At 39.3% G+C, this 20,725-nt stretch carries 11 protein-coding genes and 1 pseudogene; 6 read left to right on the top strand and 6 right to left on the bottom strand.

Annotated features, from left to right (window positions below; translation table 11 throughout):
- Window positions 1-85: 85 nt before the first annotated feature.
- Together VE944_RS27195 and VE944_RS27190 are read right to left on the bottom strand one after the other, a co-directional pair.
- Entirely contained in the window at window positions 86-895 is an 810-nt protein-coding gene (locus VE944_RS27195) for an Rpn family recombination-promoting nuclease/putative transposase (protein WP_324984609.1), read from the bottom strand.
- A 53-nt stretch (window positions 896-948) separates the two neighbouring features.
- Window positions 949-3,489, bottom strand: coding sequence for a proteasome protein (locus tag VE944_RS27190; RefSeq protein ID WP_324984605.1), 2,541 nt, complete (start codon window positions 3,487-3,489; stop codon window positions 949-951).
- Window positions 3,490-4,198: 709 nt separating this feature from the next.
- On the opposite strand from VE944_RS27190, the gene VE944_RS27185 reads away from it, so the two are divergent.
- Entirely contained in the window at window positions 4,199-6,910 is a 2,712-nt protein-coding gene (locus VE944_RS27185; RefSeq protein WP_414690168.1) for a PAS domain S-box protein, read from the top strand.
- Between the two features lie 251 nt (window positions 6,911-7,161).
- Here VE944_RS27185 and VE944_RS27180 read toward each other — a convergent pair whose 3' ends face one another.
- Window positions 7,162-7,848, bottom strand: a complete 687-nt coding sequence (locus VE944_RS27180) for an HAD family hydrolase (protein ID WP_324984600.1) — start codon at window positions 7,846-7,848, stop codon at window positions 7,162-7,164.
- Window positions 7,849-8,044: 196 nt separating this feature from the next.
- Between VE944_RS27180 and VE944_RS27175 the strand changes: the two genes are divergently transcribed.
- Window positions 8,045-8,818, top strand: coding sequence for a glucosamine-6-phosphate deaminase (locus VE944_RS27175; protein WP_324984597.1), 774 nt, complete (start codon window positions 8,045-8,047; stop codon window positions 8,816-8,818).
- A 303-nt stretch (window positions 8,819-9,121) separates the two neighbouring features.
- Here VE944_RS27175 and VE944_RS34235 read toward each other — a convergent pair whose 3' ends face one another.
- Complete coding sequence (locus VE944_RS34235) at window positions 9,122-9,751, bottom strand: WGxxGxxG family protein (RefSeq protein ID WP_414690166.1); 630 nt, start codon at window positions 9,749-9,751, stop codon at window positions 9,122-9,124.
- A 1,662-nt stretch (window positions 9,752-11,413) separates the two neighbouring features.
- On the opposite strand from VE944_RS34235, the pseudogene VE944_RS34365 reads away from it, so the two are divergent.
- The 4 genes and pseudogenes from VE944_RS34365 to VE944_RS27155 all read left to right on the top strand — a co-directional run.
- A pseudogene (locus tag VE944_RS34365) lies at window positions 11,414-12,247 on the top strand (PAS domain-containing protein); the annotation flags it as partial.
- A 114-nt stretch (window positions 12,248-12,361) separates the two neighbouring features.
- Window positions 12,362-13,390 (top strand): PAS domain S-box protein, encoded by a 1,029-nt coding sequence (locus tag VE944_RS34225; RefSeq protein WP_414690167.1) that lies wholly within the window; start codon window positions 12,362-12,364, stop codon window positions 13,388-13,390.
- Window positions 13,391-13,402: 12 nt separating this feature from the next.
- Complete coding sequence (locus tag VE944_RS27160) at window positions 13,403-14,917, top strand: hybrid sensor histidine kinase/response regulator (protein WP_324984591.1); 1,515 nt, start codon at window positions 13,403-13,405, stop codon at window positions 14,915-14,917.
- 498 nt (window positions 14,918-15,415) lie between these two features.
- Window positions 15,416-16,618: an AAA family ATPase gene (locus tag VE944_RS27155; RefSeq protein WP_324984589.1), complete on the top strand. Its 1,203-nt coding sequence runs from the start codon at window positions 15,416-15,418 to the stop codon at window positions 16,616-16,618.
- A 4-nt stretch (window positions 16,619-16,622) separates the two neighbouring features.
- On the opposite strand, the gene VE944_RS27150 is transcribed toward VE944_RS27155, so the two are convergent.
- Window positions 16,623-17,528 carry a response regulator transcription factor gene (locus VE944_RS27150; RefSeq protein WP_324984587.1) on the bottom strand — a complete coding sequence of 302 codons (906 nt, stop codon included), beginning with the start codon at window positions 17,526-17,528 and terminating at the stop codon, window positions 16,623-16,625.
- A 140-nt stretch (window positions 17,529-17,668) separates the two neighbouring features.
- Window positions 17,669-19,648, bottom strand: coding sequence for a scytonemin biosynthesis sensor histidine kinase (locus tag VE944_RS27145; protein ID WP_324984584.1), 1,980 nt, complete (start codon window positions 19,646-19,648; stop codon window positions 17,669-17,671).
- Window positions 19,649-20,725: the final 1,077 nt, after the last annotated feature.

The following is a 20,725-nucleotide window of genomic DNA, read 5'->3' as shown; positions in this document are numbered from 1 at the left end:
GATAGCTACGTTGGGCTACGCTTTTATATGAAAGGGCGTAGGCGTAGCCCAAACTAGGCGATCGCTATGAAAATTGCAGCAGTTATTAAGTTGATGTTGAAGATTCTTGCTCAGTTGCAAGTCTTACTTGTTCGATGGTTAAACTAAGTAACTGTGCAACATCTTCCATCGACATACCAAGAGCTATGAACTGAGGTACAAGTTCAAGCTTTAGTTCTTCTCGTCCTTCTTTTCGTCCTTCTTGTTTAGCTTCTTGATAAACTCTAGTTTCTTCTAACTTAACTCCTAACATAGCCTCTACCTCTTCACGACTTAACTTGGCGAATTTATAAACTGCAATCGTTGTGATTACATCTATTATCTCCTCCTTAGCTAAAACAGTTATCTGTTCTTGTTGCACTCGCTCTATTAAACGTTTCGCTTCTTGCACCATTTGAGTATCTGAGGCAATAGTTAACTGCATCAAACTGATACCTACTTTTTGCTCATCAGGACTACCTAACTCATCCAAATAAATCCGTTGTACTTGGGAACTGTTCAGTAGCGATCTGTGAATAGTAGTTTTTTCCGGTTCCAAACTGCGAGACTGTAAAATAATTACTCCGTACCAGTCATCGTAAAGCGATGGGTTACGATACATATACAGCATGGATTCTGAGAAAAACCGATGGTACAGTAACTCATCCTTTTGGAATTGCACCTCAGCAAAAAAGATCATCTGAGATGCTGCATTAGGTGGAGGTAAAAATACACCATCAATCCGAAATGTTGGTTCTTTAACTTCAACTGATTCAAAGCGATAGCTAGCAGCTTCGGCTGGTGGCTGTTCTACTAACTCGAAAAACAATCCTGGGACACGCTTAAAAATTGCATAAAAAATTGCATCACGTCTCACAAATACATCCTCATAAACCTACCCGATCGCAATCAGTCACTTTTTGAGTTAGCTTATCTCAAATCATCTAAGTAAGAAACAGCAGCAAGTTCTGAAATAATCTGCAACCAAGTAGGAATTGCTATCTCAGATGGCAATTCCCCAGCCGCTAAATATCTCAGCAAAGTTTCTTTTTTTGAAAGGTTTTGTAAACTAGGAATAATTTGATCCAAAATACCTTCAAGTTCGGAATTAATTTGCTGATTAACTTCGCTAACATACTGCACAAGATGGAGGCTGGCGCTAGCAGTGATTTCATCTCGCAGCCGCAACACTAAAAGTTGGTGGTTGCTCGCTCTAGGTAAACCTTGGCTTTTTTCTGGTGCCCAGTCAAAGATTTGTCCAACGTTGTGTTTCTCGTCTTGACGCGCTAGGGGAAAGATGATTTCGGGAGCAACAGTTTTGTTTTTACTACTGATTTCGGAGATAATTGCTTCTTTCCATTCGTTAGGATCGCATCCTAGTAATAATTTGTAAAAGAGATCGGCATCTTCAAAACCAAATTTCTCTTCGATTTCTTGTTCCATATTTGGATGGAAAAATGCCTGCAATTGTTCGCGTTCTGGAGCTACATAATTTGACAATTGATTCAACAAATCTAGTACTGCTTGATGGATGCGATCGCGGGCAAAATCTTCTACTTCTTTAACGGTTTTCTCAAATACTGGATAAAAATCATCACTCTTAGTTGGAAGGGAACTATTGACACGATTTCCCCGATCAAATAATTTCCCGGCTGCACCTTTAGATTCTGCCAGAGCGATCGCTCCATTGTTGGCTTTGTTGAAGAGTAAAGTCCACTGGTTCCAATTCAAGATTCTAAAGGTAAGTTCGTCTTTTACTACATCGCTGACGACAACACCGCGTCGGTCTTTGAGTGGTTCTTTCCCTAAATCTTTTTGAAAATTCCTATAGATTTTATCCAAGCTTTCGACCACAAATCGCAATTCGATAAAGGCGGGACTATCACCTGTAGGGATACCTTGCTCGTGAATTTCATCTATGATGTCCTTCAAGTGATCTTGTTGCTGACTGACCACATCAGCCGATCTCCGAGTATCTTCATACAGTTGCTTTAAACCATGAGTCGCTACGTGGGTTTGAATCAATTCCCGCAGCTTACTAAGTCCCCCATCTTGACTAAAGTAACCTAACTGTCTGCCCAAATAACTGCGAGTGTTAGATTCTAATAGTTGTTCACTTAATCGCTGCCATTTTTCTTGTAGCCGTTTAGACCGATCTAGATAATCAGGATAGTCTAAGTTAGCCAAAAACTCTGTTGAGCCGGCTTTCACGGTACTAGAACGTTTTGCCAATTCAGCTAGTCCCAACAGTGGCGATAGTAAAACGATGCGGTCTTTTTGAGTTGTAAACGCTTCTGCACCGTCAATGGTAGTTTGCAGAACTTTGAGTTTTTGGAAAACGGTTTCCTCTTGTAAATGGCTATCTTCAATCAGTTGGTCAAGTTCTCTTTCGCCACCTTCGCTCTCTAGAGGGAGTTGGTCGAAGCGACCCACACCTACGAGAATTAAATCTTTCAGGTCTTGTCCCGGTCGCTGCTGCTGCATCATCGTAAAGATTTTATTGGCGCGATCGCTCCCAGGAGATTTACCATTTAGCAATACCAAAATTGTTTGTACTTCTGCCAATTCTCGCAGTGACAAAAAGGTATCCCTAGCCCCCGAATTAGCAGCCCCCAATCCTGGAAAGTCGATAAGAATAAATTTAGCTGCACCTGCAAAATCCCAAATTTCCCGTGAGATTTTCACATCAATATCTACGCGGCGGATCAGTGGGAAGCTATTTTGCAATAACTTTGTTGGTAGCCTCTGGGGTGGACTCGGTAATCGGATATGCGCTGGAGGTAAATCCTCAAATTTCAGAGTTTGGATTGCCATTGGCTGTTCGACTAGCTGTAGCCCTTCGCGGGCGGTGGTAGCATCAATCTGGTAACGCCCACCACACATAACTTCCCCATAAGCTTGATAAGCCCGCAGGAATAATACCAACTCCCGGAGTAAATAACGTAGCTCTAAATTGTTACTCCTATTCCATGCTTCTTCACACCAGTCAATAATATCTGTGCCAGAGTTGAGTTTCGATACTGGTATAGGAGGAAGCCCTGCTGCTGTTGTCCGTTTATTGGCTTCCCCTAGCATGAAGCGTAGACACTCATGTACTCCTTCATGAGAAAGATAATCTACAGTAAAATTACTTAATTGTGTAGTGGCAAAGTCATCTTGCGGTATGATATGTATAGCGGTAACATTACCTGTAGTGGGGTTTTCGCTGACCGGCAAAGCATCAGCATATCCAATTAGACTGCCTAAAAGTAAAGTTTTCCCACTACTGAATTCCCCCATCACCCCAATTTTCACAGGTGAAGTTGCCAGGTCTACAGTTCTCTGGGCAGCTGACCGCAGACGCAGGAGACAGTCGTCAAGACTAGCTGGAACCCAATCTTCTTGTTTTGAAGGGTGCTGGGGCACAGAATCTATCTTTCGGAGGATGAATTCGCCGTACTCCTTAAAACGGCCTAGTTTATCTGGTTCCATAAAGTAGTTTCCGCCTAACATTAATTTCTGTGAGCTTTATAACATATAAAATGCGATTATCAGCCATTGTTGCAAGGTGTTGATATCACATTTAGCATTTCTCTCATTTAATTTGCGATTTTGAGATGAGGTGTTTTGAACGGTCAGAGACTTGTACTCCTGTCGAAGCAAGCTATGCGTAGCGTCTCCGAACAGGAGAAGCAAGTGGCGTGCAACTTATAGTCTCCAGGACTCTAATTCATGCTGAATTCTTATTGACAAAAAATCAATATTTATTTGATATGAAATTTCTGATTATTGTGAATTTATCATAAAGATGTAAACACCTCATAGTGAATCATGTAGTTCCGGTGAAGCTAAATCAGGTTTTTGAGCAATGTGATTACATAGCTAAGATGAATGTTATAGGGAATTTTAAGAAGACACAAACTCAAACAAGTTTATTGACACATAGATAGCTTAAATTTCACCAAAAATGCTGAAATTAATCTTAATAATAACTTTAGTATTTTTTCAATTTATTTACAGTAATAAAGGAATTATTTTAAATATAAAACTAAATAAAGTATTAAGATAAATAGCAGATACATATATAAATTATATATATCTATTAAAAAATCTTATTTTCAGACTATTACCTTAATAATTTAGGCAGAGCAGGCAGGCAAAAGTGTTTTCTAAAAAGGTGCAGAGCAACATTAACCAAATCATGGTCGAAGAGGAAGAAATAGAACAGGATGAAAAAGTATTTTGCCAGCAGGCGGATACTGCTCCTCTGATGATTTGGATGACTGGATGCAATGCACTTTACTGTTACTTAAATGCAAATTGGCTGGAATTTACTGGAAAATATCTAACAACAGGCGCGTCTGTATCTGCGCGAGGAGAGGAGATAGGCAATATCTGGGCTTGCAGCGTCCATCCAGAAGATAGACAGCAATGTGAAGATATATACCTGAGAGCATTTACGGTGCATGATTCGTTCCAGAGGCAATATCGTCTGCGTCGGGCTGATGGCGAATATCGCTGGATTTTAGATACAGCCGCGCCACGGTTTGCAGCAGATGGTAGCTTTGTTGGTTACATCGGTTATTGTGTGGATATAACACAAGTGCCACCTACCTTGAGAGAAAGTTGCTCGGCACCTACAAATTATCAACAAAAACAGACGGCAGAATTAGCAAAAGCATTAGAACAACTACAAGCTGAAACTGCAAAACGCCAAGCAGTTGAAGCACAATTACGCCAAAAAACATCAGAATTTGCAGCGATTTTGCAAGTGCTTCCTGATTTATACTTTCGTCTGGATGCTGATGGAAGTATTCTGGATTACAAACCAGGGAAGATGGATCAATCGTATATCCCAGCAGGAGATTGTCAGGGCAAGAGTTTGCGAGAATGCCTACCGATTGCTGTAGGCGATCGCTTCTACCAGGCAATAACTCAAGTACTTGAAACTCAATATGAAGTCAATTTTGAATATACCTTAGCGCTATCAGAAGGGAAAAATAATTTTGAAGCTAGGTTATTACCATTAGCAGACCAGCAAATCATAGTTCTTGTCCGCCACACCAGCGACAATATCCAAGCAGCATTCATAGAAGGCGATGCCAAGTTTCGCAGTATTGTCGAAAATGCCAATAACGTTATTTTTGCGATGACACTTGAAGGGATATTTTCCTACGTTTCTCCTAACTGGACTGAAATTTTTGGACATGAGGTTGCAGAGGTTGAAGGCAAATCCTTTGTTCCCTTTGTACATCCTGACGATGTGCATATTTGTGCCGATTATTTTCAAAGAATTTTGACAACAAGTGAGAAACAAGACGCAATTGAATATCGTGTAAAACACAAAAATGGTAGTTGGCGATGGCATACAAGCAACTCATCTGTTATTAGAGACGCCAATGGTAATGTTTTAAACTTTGTTGGTATTTGCTATGACACCACAGACCGCAAACAAGCAGAAGTTGCACTCAGAGAAAGTGCCCAACGGGAAGCCCTACTCAATCGTCTTTCTAACCAGATTCGAGCTTCTCTGGATCTCAATTACATTGTGGAAACCGCAGTGCAGGAAATTCGTAACTTATTCCAGATTGATCGCTGCGCCTTTTTTTGGTATGTGCAAGACGCTGATGTACCCTACTGGGAGAGAGTATATGAGGCGAAAAGTTCCTCTTTCCCCTGTTTGCTTAACCAGCAAGAAGCAACTAATGCAGAAATCGAACTAATCGCAGCCAAAACCTTGAACAAAGAAATCATCCGCATTAATGATGTTGAGACTGTGGGCGATTGCACTGCACAGCAGTTTTTGCAGGATTTTGGTTTCACTGCTTTTATGTCGCTTCCCGTACACACCCAATCTGGTGAAATTGGCACATTTAGCTGTGTTTCTTGTAGTGGCTTCCGGCCTTGGCAGGACAACGAAGTAGAATTATTACAAGCAGTTACAGTTCAACTAGCGATCGCCATTGACCAAGCTAAACTTTACACCCAAACCCGCATCGCTGCCCAAACAGCCCAAGACAAAGCCCAGCAACTAGAAGCGGCGCTGCTAGAACTTCAACAAACCCAAGCACAACTGATTCAAACTGAAAAAATGTCCAGTTTGGGACAATTGGTTGCAGGTATTGCCCACGAAATCAATAATCCCGTCAATTTTATTTACGGCAATATTAGCCATGCCCGTGAATACACCAAGGATTTGCTGCACTTGGTAGACCTTTATCAACAGAACTATTGCCCACCAACACCAGAGATTCACCAACAAGTCTACGCCATTGATTTAGACTTTCTCAAGCAAGATTTGCCCAAAATCCTAGATTCTATGAACATGGGAGCCGAACGCATTCGCCAGATTGTCCTATCTTTACGCAATTTTTCTCGCCTTGATGAAGACGGCACAAAGCCAGTGGATATTCATGAAGGTATTGATAATACCTTGCTGCTGCTGCAAAATCGCCTGAAAGCCAAATCAGGACATCCCGAAATCCAAGTAATCCGAGACTACGGCAACCTGCCACCAGTAATATGTCACGCTGGACACATGAATCAGGTATTTATGAATCTGTTAACAAATGCGATCGATGCTTTAGAAGAGGGAGTGGGGAATGGGGAGTGGGGAGTGGGAGAAAAAGCACTCCCTACTCCCCAGATTCGCATTTGCACCCTCATTCAAGAAGACCATGTAATCATTGGCATTGCCGACAATGGTCTAGGCATGACTGAGGAAGTACGCAAACGCGTATTTGACCCCTTCTTTACTACGAAACCCGTCGGTAAAGGCACGGGCATGGGGTTATCAATTAGCTACCAAATTGTTGTCAAAAAACATGGCGGGCAAATCCAGTGTATTTCAGCACCAGGAGAAGGTGCCAAGTTTGCGATCGTGATTCCATTCAAGCAACAACCCGATTTCTAGATATTACATAAATCCTGCCGTTGAGAACCTTCCTTTGCTAACCAAGCTGCAATCACGCGACGACGCAAATCCTCGGAGTAAGATACTGGCATCGAATCAAACAATTACTTCATGTCTAGATTACCAAAATTTCTAGTTCAATTAGCTGAAAATTGCTGTAAACGGGAAATTTACGCGATTATTGCGGAAAAATAAGTAGAAACGGGTTAAAAAATTCGCGTCTCTACTCTTGATGTTCTAAGATTTTGTGCTTATAAGTTAGAAGCGATCGCACTCAAATCTGGTTCAATGAGTGAGTTGAGCAATGTCCACAACTGCAAATCAGTAAAATCTGGAATTGTCATAAATGCGCCGACTTCCTGTAAAAATTGGGGATCTTGGGTGGAGGCGATGCCAATAGTGCGGATATCTGCGCTCACCGCCGAACGAATACCAGAGGGAGAGTCTTCTAAAGCGATCGCTTTCTCTGCTGTAATCCCCAAGTTACTCAGGGCGACTTGATAGGGTGCAGGGTCAGGCTTACCTGCAATACAATCATCCGCTACAACAACTGTATGGAAAGCTTCTTTTATTCCCAAAACCTCTAGCATAAATTCTGCATTTAATCTAGGAGCATTAGTTACTAATGCCCGCTTTAACTGATATGTCTCTGTCCATTTTAATAGTTCAGAAAATCCACTCAACGGTTTTAGATGCGGGGCGAGTTTGCGGAAAAGCGCCTCTTTTTCGTCTGCAAATTTTTGCCCTTCTGCTGTTGATAATTGTGGCAGAATATCCTTAACAATTTCTGGATTTAGCCGCCCACTAATTCGGGATTTATAAAATGTTTCGTCAATTTCTATGCTGTAATTTAACAGCATTTCCCGCCAAGCTCGGTAGTGTATAGGGTCAGTGTTGACAATAGTGCCGTCTAGGTCAAAGAGAATTGCAGCCAGCATGATTTTTGGGTAAAATGTAAATAATTGTTAACTTAATTTAAATAGTTTACATTGTTTTTTTGCCTTTATACAGCGTAAAAAGCTATAAATTAATCTGCTAAATCCTAAAATCTATATTGGATAAGCGATGTCAAGACAGACACGTAGAGCTTCTCAACAAAGTACCGTATAATTGACAACCTTCTGTGTAAGCAAAATGCTAGCCGCTAGAAACTTTTTTCGCGTTGATGATTTACTAGTGCAGATTTACAACTCTGAAGTCGAAATAGCCCAGGATGTTGCCGAAATCGCGCAAAAGCATTTACAGCAAGTTCTTAATCTTCAGGAGACAGCTGCTGTATTGTTAGCAACAGGTAACTCCCAACTCAAATTTCTTGATGCTTTGATTACATTGGGTGGCGTAGATTGGTCACGGATTATTCTGTTCCATCTAGATGAATATTTGGGAATTACTGCTGACCATTCTGCTAGTTTCCGCCGCTATATGCGAGAACGTGTAGAGAAGCGGGTTGTTCCTAAAGAATTTCACTATATAGAAGGTGATACATTGCAACCAGTAGCAGAGTGCGATCGCTACACTAAACTACTCCTTGCACAACCAATTGACTTATGCTGTCTTGGTGTTGGCGAAAATGGACATTTGGCTTTTAACGATCCAGCAGTAGCAAATTTCCAAGATCCTTACAGCGTGAAACTAGTGAAACTGGATACAGTGAACCGTCAGCAACAAGTAAGCACAGGTCACTTTCCGAATCTAGAAACTGTCCCACAATATGCTTTTACTGTCACCATCCCAACGATTTGTTCAGCTAAAAAAATTCTCTGCCTTGCTCCAGAAACACGTAAAGCGAATGTGGTAAAAGAGATGTTGCAAGGAGGTATAAGTACAGACTGTCCTGCTTCTATTCTTCGTCACCAATCCCAAGCGACGTTATTTTTAGATGTAAATTCTGCTAGTTTACTGTCGTGAAAAACGAAAACTGCTGTATGATCCTAGCAAACACATACTGTTAGCAGTATCAAGTACTGCCATCGACAGAAATTGCAGCAAATTTAATCTTCATTAGGCAAGGCAGTAGCTCGACTTGAGCGAACTAGCGTGTCTACCCTTTCTATCCGAGACGCTACGCGAATGGGGAACTCAAAAGTCAAAAGTCATTATAGGGGCACAATATATTGATATTGTGCCCCTCACATACATCTGGTTTAACCACTGTAATAGCCTGAAGTTGAAACCAGCAACAGTTATATGGCTCTTACAGTGTGGTGAATACTATCTAGAACGAGTACCTGTTACTTCATTAGGATCGTTATAAGCCCGCACTTTTTCGCGCTTACCAGTCAGACCTGCTAAACCGGCTAGACCAAGTAAACCTAGCCAACCCCAATCGAAACCGCGATCGCTAGTTCTTTCGGAAGCTGCGATGCCTGCATTCCTATTAGTACCTGTAGCATCACTACCTGTTGTGCCAGTGCCTGTTGTACCAGTGCCTGTTGTACCGCTACCTGTAGCATCACTACCTGTTGTGCCAGTGCCTGTGCCACTACCTGTAGTGCCACCTATACCACTACCACCTGTACCACTACTACCTGTGTCACCTATGCCACTTGTACCGCTACCTGTAGTGCCACTTATACCACTACCACCTGTACCACTACTACCTGTAGTACCACCTGTACCACTTGTACCGCTACCTGTAGTGCCACCTATACCACTACCACCTGTACCACTACTACCTGTAGTGCCACCTGTACCACTACCTGAGCTACTGCCAGCACTTGAGGCTCCGCTACCGCCTGAGCCTCCGCTTTGAGCAGAAACAGAAGGAGGTAAAGACAGAGAAGCGAAACTGATGGCAAAGACAGTAGCCAAAACAGCTTTAGATAAATCAAACGGTTTCATAGTTATGGTTCCTTTTATGTTCTGGATTTGTGTGGTTGATTGATTTTCAATACCGATATTGTCTACTCAATCCACTGCTAAATTAGGGAATTCACAAGACAGATTGAGGAGTCTTTAACCTAGTTTCTTTGAAAAATTTGAAATCATTTTAAGCTCCCACACACAACAACTTAACTCTTGGTCAGATTCAAACTAATTCATAATCAGTAATCACTAATTAATGATATAGTTGTGAACCGATTAACAAAGTTGTTTATTCACAACAACAAGGAATAATAATATTTATTTGTCATAAAATTACATTCACTTGCATCATAATTTTAATTACTTATTGTGAATTGTTTTGTGATTCCTACTCAGGATAGCTGCTACTTTTTTACTGGGCTTCTACCATAAGAGTAAAGTCAATTCTATCGTAGGAATTAGTTTGACATTAAAAATGTTTAGTTTATAAATCTGAAGACAATTAAACTTTTTGGAGCTTGCAATTAGATAAGCAGGCTTCAAGATAAGCACAATCTTCACACTGAGTATTTTTCCCTGGATTGGTACATCCACAGGGAGGGTTCACAAAACATTCAGAATAATCTTTATGTGTTTGAGATTTTTTGAATATAAAGTATAAAGCTGCTTCTTGTAGACAAAAAACAAAATCTTTAACCATAAAATTCCGTACCAATCACAGTGAATCTAACGATTTTTTAGTTACTTCTTTAGATGCGTTAACTAAGTAGTCAAGAATAATTAATCTATGTTAATCAATAATATAGAATTAATCAAAAGTGGCTCGTTATAATGAATAAAGCCATAGATAGAAGATATGATGTATAGCTTGCTTTCCCTAGAGGGTAAACTAAAAACTTTTTAATTATTCACATTGACTTACTTAATAAGCACAAGCGATCGCTAAGTTAAACAGGATTTTGATCGTAATCAATCTAATGATTTTATTTACATTATTTTTTTTTAGTTGGGTAGAAATAAACTAGAAGGTTTTAATCAGACAGATGCTGCCAACACTTGAGACTAGATTAACAATGCTCTACAATCCTATTTCACCTGATAACTTATAACTTCATACTCCAGGTGTGTCTTACATTAGACTTAAGGAATATTTCTATTGTCTGTTAGTTTGTTATCTCATTTCACTTAACGACTGATACAAATTCTTTCCCCTCTGCTTCGCTACTGGCTGCACGAACATTTAACTAAATCAGAGGAAACCGAACTTTTATAATTTTTACGTAGTGCTAAAGTATTAATTTTATATGCATAGACAGAGAATTTACTTAAAATTTCAGTACTAGTTATTTTATATAAGCGAAATATTACCGTGATTTACTAAAGGCATCTATATATATTAAATAATTCATTTCAGAGAATCTACGGTAACAAAAACCAAAGCGATCGCGGTACTTTTATTTCAATAAACCTTACATCCTCAGCTTAAAAAACTCCGAAAGGATGACAGATAAAGGATGTAAAAGCCTCAATTGCTATTCTGTACTAGCCTAATGCTAGTACACGAAAGCTTTAACAGAGTATCATAAGCAACTCTCTAAGCCTCTGCGCGTCTACAGAGGTCTTAGTCTCAAAACCTCTTCCTTCGCACTTTGGTGCACTTTGGGCTTTGGTGAAGACTTGTGCAGTGTATAGGTTTTTATGATGGAATTTTTAAATAATTTTTTCTCTACTAGCCAGTTTATTCCTCACGGACATTGCTACCTCTGGAAACCAGGATTGGTATGGTTGCATCTCGTTTCAGATGTGTTAACTGGACTTGCTTATTATTCAATTCCAGTAATGTTGGTTTATTTTGTCCGTAAACGGCGAGATGTGCCTTTTGGTTGGATGTTCCTGATGTTTGGCATATTCATCGTTGCTTGTGGCACAACCCATTTAATGGATGTGTGGACGCTTTGGTATCCTACCTATTGGCTATCAGGGTTAATTAAAGCTATCACCGCTTTTATTTCAGTATTGACAGCCATAGAACTTCTGCCATTAATACCCCAGGCACTGGCTCTACCGAGTCCTGCCCAACTAGAGGTTGCAAACTCCCAATTAGCAAAGGAAATTGCTGAACGCATACGGACTGAGAAGGTGCTGAGGGAAAGTGAACAACGTTGGCAATTAGCTTTGCGCGGCAATAATGATGGAATTTGGGACTGGAATGTTAAAACCAATGAAATGTTCTTTTCGGTTCGCTGGAAGGAAATGCTCGGTTACGAAGACCAGGAAATTTCTAACTATTTAGATGAATACCTGACACGAGTGCATCCTGATGATCTCGACTGGGTAACACAAGCAGTTCAAGACCATTTTGCTCATAAAACACCGTTTTACGCTATTGAGTATCGATTTTTATGTAAAGATGCCACTTACAAATGGATTTTGGATCGAGGTCAAGCATTGTGGGATGAAGATGGGAATGTAGCGCGGATGGTAGGCTCACATACTGACATCTCTGAGCGCAAGCAAGCAGAGGAGGCCCTAAGTAGCTTACTTAACCAACTAGAAAGCAAGGTTGAACTACGGACAGCAGAGTTAACAAGAATTAATCAATCACTAGAGGCAGAAATTACTGAGCGCCAGCGAATAGAACGAGCATTGCGAGAAAGCGAACAGCGATTCCGTGCTGCATTCCATCAAGCTGCTGTTGGCATCGCCCATGTAGCTATAGATGGAAGGTGGTTGTTAGTTAACCAGAGGCTTTGCGATATTATCGGTTATACACCTGAAGAACTACAGTTGCTAACTTTCCAAGATATTACTCACCCTGATGATCTTGATGCCGACCTAAAATATATTGACCAGATTTTAGCAGATAATATTCAAACTTATTCGATAGAAAAGCGCTATTTCTGCAAAGATAGCTCCATAGTTTGGGTTAATCTCACCGTCTCTTTAATGCGCGAACCGAGTGGCGAACCAAAATATTTTATTTCTGTGGTCGAAGACATTAGCGAACAGCAAGCTGCACTGCGCGATCGCAAGCAGTGGGAGGAGCAAATTCAAGCATCACTCTTAGAAAAAGAGGTGTTATTAAAAGAAATTTATCATCGGGTCAAAAATAATTTACAGGTTATTTCTAGTCTGTTAAGCTTGCAATCTGCTTATATCAAAGATCAATACGATTTAGTAATATTCAAACAAAGCCAGCAGCGAATTGCATCAATGGCTTTAGTTCACGAAAAATTGTATCAGTCTCAAGACTTGGCAAGGATTAATTTTGGTGAATATATTCGAGATTTAGTAGCAAGTTTATTTAGTGCTTATGAAGTTAATGGAGATGCGATCGCTCTGAGAGTAAATATCGATGAGCATGTATTTCTCGGCTTAGATACAGCAATTCCGTGCAGCTTAATTATCCATGAACTTGTATCTAATTCTTTAAAATATGCATTTCCAGCAGGTAGAAATGGTACGATTTATATCGAAATTAGTAAAAATACTGATCATCAGATTACACTTATAGTTAGTGATGATGGAATTGGTTTACCATCGAATTTCAATTTTAAAAACATGGCCTCTTTAGGGTGGCAGTTAGTAGATGCTTTAACCAATCAAATTTCAGGAGATATCGATATCCAAGGTGCTATTGGAGTAAAATGCCAGGTGAAATTTACATTAGTATAAAATGACTAAAATATGACAAAGGCAAAAATTTTAGTTGTGGAAGATGAAGCTATTGTTGCTAAAGATTTGCAGCATAGACTGATAAAATTCGGTTACAGGGTTCCTGCTATCGCTTCTTCAGGAGAAGAAGCAATTAATACAGCAGTAGAAATATCCCCCGATTTAGTGCTAATGGATATTAAGCTGAAAGGGTCGATGGACGGGATAGAAGCTGCCGAAGAAATCTATAAACGTTTGGATATTCCAGTAATTTATTTGACTGCTTATGCAGATGAAAATACATTAAGGCGAGCTAAGATAACTGAGCCTTTTGCTTACCTAATTAAACCTTTTAAAGAAAGAGAACTACAAATAAATATTGAAATAAGTCTAACTAAACATGGTTTGGAAAGGCAATTAAAGATAAATAAAAAATGGCTAGATGCACTTTTAAAAAGTATCAGTGATGGTGTCATTGCTAGCGATATGCAAGAATTGGTAACTTTTATGAATCCGGTTGCCGAAAATCTAACCGGATGGAAACAGGAAGAAGCTTGCGGTAGAAATTCATCAGAAATATTTAATATTGCTAATGCAGAAACTCATAACTCTATTGAAAGCCCAATCGGAAAAGTCCTTCAAAATGGTATGATCGTCAGTATCCCAGCAGAAACTATTCTGATTACTAAAGACGGTGGAGAAATACCAATTGATGACAGTGTTGCACCAATTAAAGATGATCAAAATAATATTACAGGTGCTGTGTTAGTTTTTCGAGATATTACTGAGCGCAAACGGGCGATTGAGGCGCGTCAAAAGCAAATTGAGCAAGAGCAACTTGTGGTGCAATGGGAGGAGATAAATCAACTCAAAACTGAGTTTTTGAATTTAGTTTCCCATGAACTGCGATCGCCTCTAAGTAATATAAAGTTAATGATTCAAATGATACAATTATCTCCTGTTACTGAAGAAGCTGAACGCTATCTACAGCTGATGGAAGGTGAGTGCGATCGCGAGCTAGGATTAATTAACGATCTACTAGACTTACAACGGCTGGAAAGCTCATCCTATCCAGTTATGACACCTGATGCGTTGCTCTTACAACAGTGGGTACCTTGGGTTATTGAGCCATTTCAAATCCGTGTTCAAGAACATCAGCAAACTCTAGAGATAAATCTCGCTTCAAATCTCCCGCCGTTGTTCTCAGATGGCATTAGCTTGGAACGAATTTTAGTAGAATTGGTCAATAATGCCTGTAAATACACACCTGGGGGTGGTGAAATTGTCCTAAGTGTAGGTCACAATTCCTCGGAAGTGCCCACAAAAACTATTATTACTATCAGTAATTCAGCAGAAATTTCGATAACAGAGTTATCACGAATCTTTGAGAAATTTTATCGCGTTCCCAATGCAGACATCTGGAATCAAGGTGGTTCGGGATTAGGTTTACCTATAGTACAGAAATTAGTCGAACAACTGCAAGGAAATATTCAAGTAGAAAGTAGTAATGGATGGACGACATTTACCGTCACATTAACTGATTTATAGGTTTTTAGCTTCTATTACAGCATTTCCGGCAGCTATGAGGTACATCATCCTCAAGGCTGAAAGCTATGCTAGGAGAGAGGCAAGAAGAAAAACTTACCCTTAACGCATCCTAACAAATTCAAGCCTGGATGAGGTTTTCCTACTTGTGTAGGTAGCCCAGCCAGCAATGAGAGAAATGGCATTAGTGAAAATGCGGTTATGTGCTTTATCTTATGGGCAATTCCACGGTGATGGCATTAGTCCTCATCTAGAGATGCATAAATGGCGCAGGTACATTAAGAACTAATTGCTTTGTCAAAAAAGTTGACACAAGTAGGTTTTATGTATTATAGTATATTACATAAAGAATGAGTTAGATTAAAAAGGTTTCCTAGCCAGTACAGCGCGGTGAAAATAAAACTACCATTTGTACGCAATTAGTTAATATTACGAGAAAAATTTTTCAAAATCTCATACTTAACTTTAAATAACTCGATTAACGCTACATAATTAATAAATATGGATTTTGACTATTTTAGAAGTAATGAAGGCACTCCGACAAATAATACCCGACAAAGCTTGCTTGCTAGCGGTTGGCGACCGTTTAACCGAGAATTAGACTGGGAGTTTTTGTGGCAACTGTTGTATAGTGACTCCCGCGAATTAACTCAAAAAAGCTTGAATTTAGCGAGTAATCTTGCTGATGTTTTGGGGCGAAATAATTATGCTTGGTGGGCTAACCTATTAAATGTTGTATCTGAAAATACCCGCTACGAAGTTGAAAAGTTTTGGAATTACATCACGCCAGATCCTCAATCACCAGATCATCGCTACAAAGATGTTTTGAGTACGGAAACGCCCATCGTTCAATTCGTTAGTCGTAGTAGCATTCCCATTGATTATGTTCTTAATCGACTACAAGAAATTACTGTATTACGAGTTTTAGGAGTGTTGGGTAATCCCGACATTATTACCCAGTATTACTCAGAAAGAGATTTTTCTTTTCCTATAGATAGATTTGTTAGCTGGGAACGCTTAGACGTTATCAATACTGTTTATGCTTACTGGGCGAAGCATGACGTTTGGTTGCAAATTGATCCCTACGATCGCGGGCGACGACAATATACTTTAATGGCGAAGAATCTCGCGCCACTAATTAACAAAGCGACTTACGACTTAGCTGTGATGCTGAGTGGATATCAAAGTCGTGTAGGCAAGGTTCACAGTCAATTTAACATTCGCACATTTCCAGCAGATATCCAAAACTTTACTGATTCTGTACAACAAGCGATTCTTAATCAAAACCAGTTAGCGGTTGTTGTACATGGGCAACCAGGTACTGGTAAAACAGTCTGGACACAGGCCGTAGCAAAAGAAATTCTTGTACCTTTGGGGTATGTAATTTTTATTTTAGATCATGATGCGATCGCTAACTTTGTCCCACCGACTTACATAGAGCGTATTTGTATCGTTATTAACGAAGCTGATAATCTAGCGCAAAATCGTGCTTCTGAGGTAGCGCAATACAATAACAAAACCGAACACATTCTGAGTTTGCTAGATGGCACTTTGTATCAGAGTGTAATTGATGAGTGTGGTATTCAAATGCAGCAACGCTTAGTTGTGTTAATGACTTGTAACACTACTGAAAGATTAGATCCAGCCATGTTACGTAAGGGCAGGGTGGATTTAATATATGAGTTTACGCAACTATTTATTTGAAGTTTCAGCAATTTTGCCAAATTTTTACCTGTTTTTGTGATACAAGTTGATGCTCTTTGCGCCAAGCTTGGGGAGGTAAACCGTGATGTTGGCGAAACTGGCGGGAGAAATGAGACACATCCTGATAGCCCAATGCTTTCGCTATCTTCTCGACTGTTTGATCATTATTTTGGAGTAGAAAACGTGCTCCCGCCATGCGGCGTTTGACAATCCAGCAGTTTACAGTCTCACCTGTTTGCTTTGCTACTCGGTTAGTTAAGTAAGCAGGGGAGTAACCAACAGCAACAGCCACGTCACACAAAGTAATTCCTAGATGATAATTAGCTTCGATAAAGTCAAAAACTTCTTTTAATTGGGGAATGTAGGGAAAAATTGACTTGGAAGGGATCATGATTTCTGTATCAGGGGCTTCTCTAACAGAGGCTGACGCTACCGCTTCGCCAACGCCAACAGCGATCGCTGTAGTATTATCTGCAAATACTGATTGTGGAGCTTTCTCCAATTTCATAGCCCACCAGTATTGAAGAGTAGCTTGCTTTTGCAAACGAATAGCGATCGCTCTTAGTAATTCGTCTAGTGTAGAGGGTTTAGTAAGATAGTCATCTGCTCCCAATTCCATAGCTTTGCGAACATCTGCTTTGGTACTACTACCAGTCAGAAAAATGAAAGGAATAATTGCTGTAACAGGATCTTGGCGTAGCGTAGTTAAAACGCTATAACCATCCATATCAGGCATTGTGATATCGCAAATTACTAAGTCGGGTATATGCTCTTGTGCTTGTTGGATACCAGCAAGACCGTTGTCAGCACCTATCGTATCAAAACCTTTAGCCTCAAGACCCATTAAATAAAGATTGCGGGTAACGTTATCATCTTCAATAACGAGAATTTTCTTTGGTGATTCATGCATAGTTTTTATTACCATAACTTTTCGCAGAAGCTGCTTACTATACTCTTTGGTGAGTATGTAAATAGGCGTGAGATTAATTACTTTGCTCCGAGAGTTATGATTGTTAAACTGTTAATTAAGAATTATCTTAATTTCAACATTCACAACTCGGAACTATTAAACTCTGATTTGATTAATGGCAACATCACAGTAAATGTAGTGCCCACATCAACTTGACTTTCTACAAATATTTGACCGTGATGTAAATCTACAAGGGTTTTAAGAATTGATAGCCCTAATCCAGTACCAGGTATACTATCAATATTAGTACCACGGTAAAATGGCTCAAATATTCGTTGCTGATCTACTACTGGAATACCAATACCCCTATCTTTGACCTGAAAAATTACTTTCTCATTTTTGCAATAAAGGTTCAAATCAATTGCAATGTGCGAGGGAGAATACTTGATTGCATTGTCGAGTAAATTCTTCAAAACCGGCTCTAATAGTTTTTTATCTATGCAGGCTGTTAAAGATTTATCTTTACTTACAAAATTAATTGGAATTTGCCTAACGCTTATCTGCATTTGGGCAACTAAATCATTACAGAATCCAACTAACTCCAGTGGTTTGGGTTCACAGTTTATTTTTGCTGCTTCTGCCTTAGAGAAGAACAAAATATCATCCAACATTTGACTGAGTTGTTCGGTAGCTTTTTGAATGTGATCTAGTAGTGGTTGGATTTTCTTCTGTGTACGTTTGTCTACTTCTTCCTTTAATAAGCTATTAGAAAACGAAACAATATTCAGTGGGGTACGGAATTGATGGCAAACCATAGAAAGAAAACGCGCTCTTAACTCGCTAAGTTGTTTTGCTTGTTCTAAAGCTTGGTTAAGACCTAATTCTGCATATTTGTAATCGGTAATATCGACGCCTGCAATCATTTCTACTGGTTTTCCCTCAAAATCCAGCACTCCATCCAGCATTACAACCGCGCAAGCTAGCCAGCGCTCCGTGCCGTTTTTTGTCAGAATATTCATCTCCTGATATTCAAAGTTAGCTGCTTCACCCTGCTTACGTATCTGCCTGCGTTTTTTGCTTTTAATCAGTCTGCGAATATCAAAGCCTGTTAGCAGTTCTTCTTTTGTGTAGCCAGTGAGTTGCTCTACTGCTGGATTTATATAGCAAAGCCGCGCTCCTTGAATCAGAAAAGTGCTGGTATCTGTCTTTTCTGCTAAAGTCCGAAATCTAACTGCGTTCAGTCGTAATGCTTCTTCAGTTCGTTTCGATTCAGTAATGTCCCAAATACTCCACACTCTACCAATAATTTTGCCATCGAGCCACTGAGGTTTAGAGTAATGTGCAAAAACTCTTCCATCGTTCAATTCCAAAATGTCGTAGCTCTCGAAATCAGATTGGCTAGACACTTCCCAAATCAGCCGACTAAAGGCTTGGGGATCTTTAAGTTGGTTCTCAAAAAACGCTTTGCATCGAGGACATTTCTTAGATAGTATTAGGGACTCCGGGATCTGCCACATATCCACAAATTTCTGATTCAAGCTCAGAATATCTCCCTCAAAGTTAACTGCAACAATACCAATGGCAGTAGATTCAAGAGTAGAACGAAGTAAAGAAAGAGATGTTTCTAGTTCTACTTCTTTTGTCTTGAGTAGAGAAAATTCCTGTTGCAAAGTGTCTTTGGCATCCCTTAATTCATCAGTCCACTTTTGCACACTCAGTTCTACTATTTCATCACTTATCTCACGGGCAAAAGCACAGCCAAATTCCATATTTTGTTGTTTTACATGGCTAATAGATATTTCTACCAAAAATATCCGACCTCTTTTTGTCCGGTAGCGAGATTTAAAGGTAAGGGAATTCTGGGAGCTAATATCTGACCAATTGTGTAGAGAAAAATCTACATCTATATCATGCAGCCTCATGGAAAGTAATTCCTCACGGGAATACTCAGTCATCCGGCAAGTGGCATCGTTGACGTAGAGAAACTGTGCGTTTTCTCCTAAACAGAAGGCAGCATCTACAGCGTGATTTATTAGGAAGTGAGCAAACTTCATCTCTACTTCTGGTTGTAGCACCCATTGATTATTTGCTCTAGCTAATGTAGAATCGCCAGAATTCATATTCCTACTTCCTCCTGGTAATCAATCAGTACCATAGCCATTAATGAGTTAATAGTCATAACTTACTAAAATTTTTGGGGCACCGTTAGGCTGTTCAAAAATCAGATTAGTTAGTAAATCAAAAAATATTACTATTTCTGTTAACAAAACTTATCATACCAATAAAAAAGGAATTGTTAAACCAAACTTTCCTAAAAAAAACTAAATATTTAAAATTTATTCTTTTTGGACTAGACACCTTTTTATAGGTACACAGAATTTAGACAAATTAAACCTTTATTTGCCAATAAAAATTTTTAGATAAGAGTTTAAAACTTTTAATCTATAAGTAGAAAAGATATTTTACTTACATCTAAATTAGACCTGCACCAGAGCAAACTTAAGATTTATGGCTCACCAACCAAGCGCTTTAACGAACTACTGGTGTAGAGTCGTTTGATTCTCAACACAAATGAATTTTCAGTGCTGTGAATTTTCAGTGCTGGCTTGGTTTAAATGAACACATCTTATTCATTAATTTATTTTCTTAAATTATCTTAACCTACTTACTCAGGAATTTAACTACAAAAGAATATGTTTAGTCATCTCTCTTCAGAAGTACATTTATATTAGAGGTATCACGGCTAGCTTACGTGCATTTAAGTAGTTTTGTTATATATGAAACAATTTTACTGACAAATACAGTATTTATACTATAAAATAATGTCAAAAATAATAAATTTAATAAAAGAATCACTTACTTAGTATTTAGCCATCTCTCAAAGGAAAGATAAAAGTTCAATAAATTGTGTGTTTATCGTTACAAATAATTGCATTAATAAGTTCTTAGTGGCAATATAAAGACCACCCAACTGTTGTAATTAGGCTCACGCTTTAATTAGGATAATTTGTAAAGGCGACTTCAAGAGTGAATAATCAAGCTTTTTTCTGGACTGTTGACTCCTTCGGGGTAAGGCTGGAAAACTAGGACTTACTCACAAAAAATGCCCAAACCCATTAAAAACAGGACTTTTAAGGTTCTCCTGGTTGGAGAAGTGGTGTAGGTTAGGGGAAATCTAGAAGCAAAAGAATTGACAA

Origin of the sequence: Nostoc sp., assembly GCF_035638895.1 — a bacterium.
Classification (GTDB): domain Bacteria; phylum Cyanobacteriota; class Cyanobacteriia; order Cyanobacteriales; family Nostocaceae; genus Nostoc.
The sequence above is the reverse complement of the archived record's forward strand: the minus strand, read 5'-3'. Positions and strand labels throughout refer to the sequence as shown.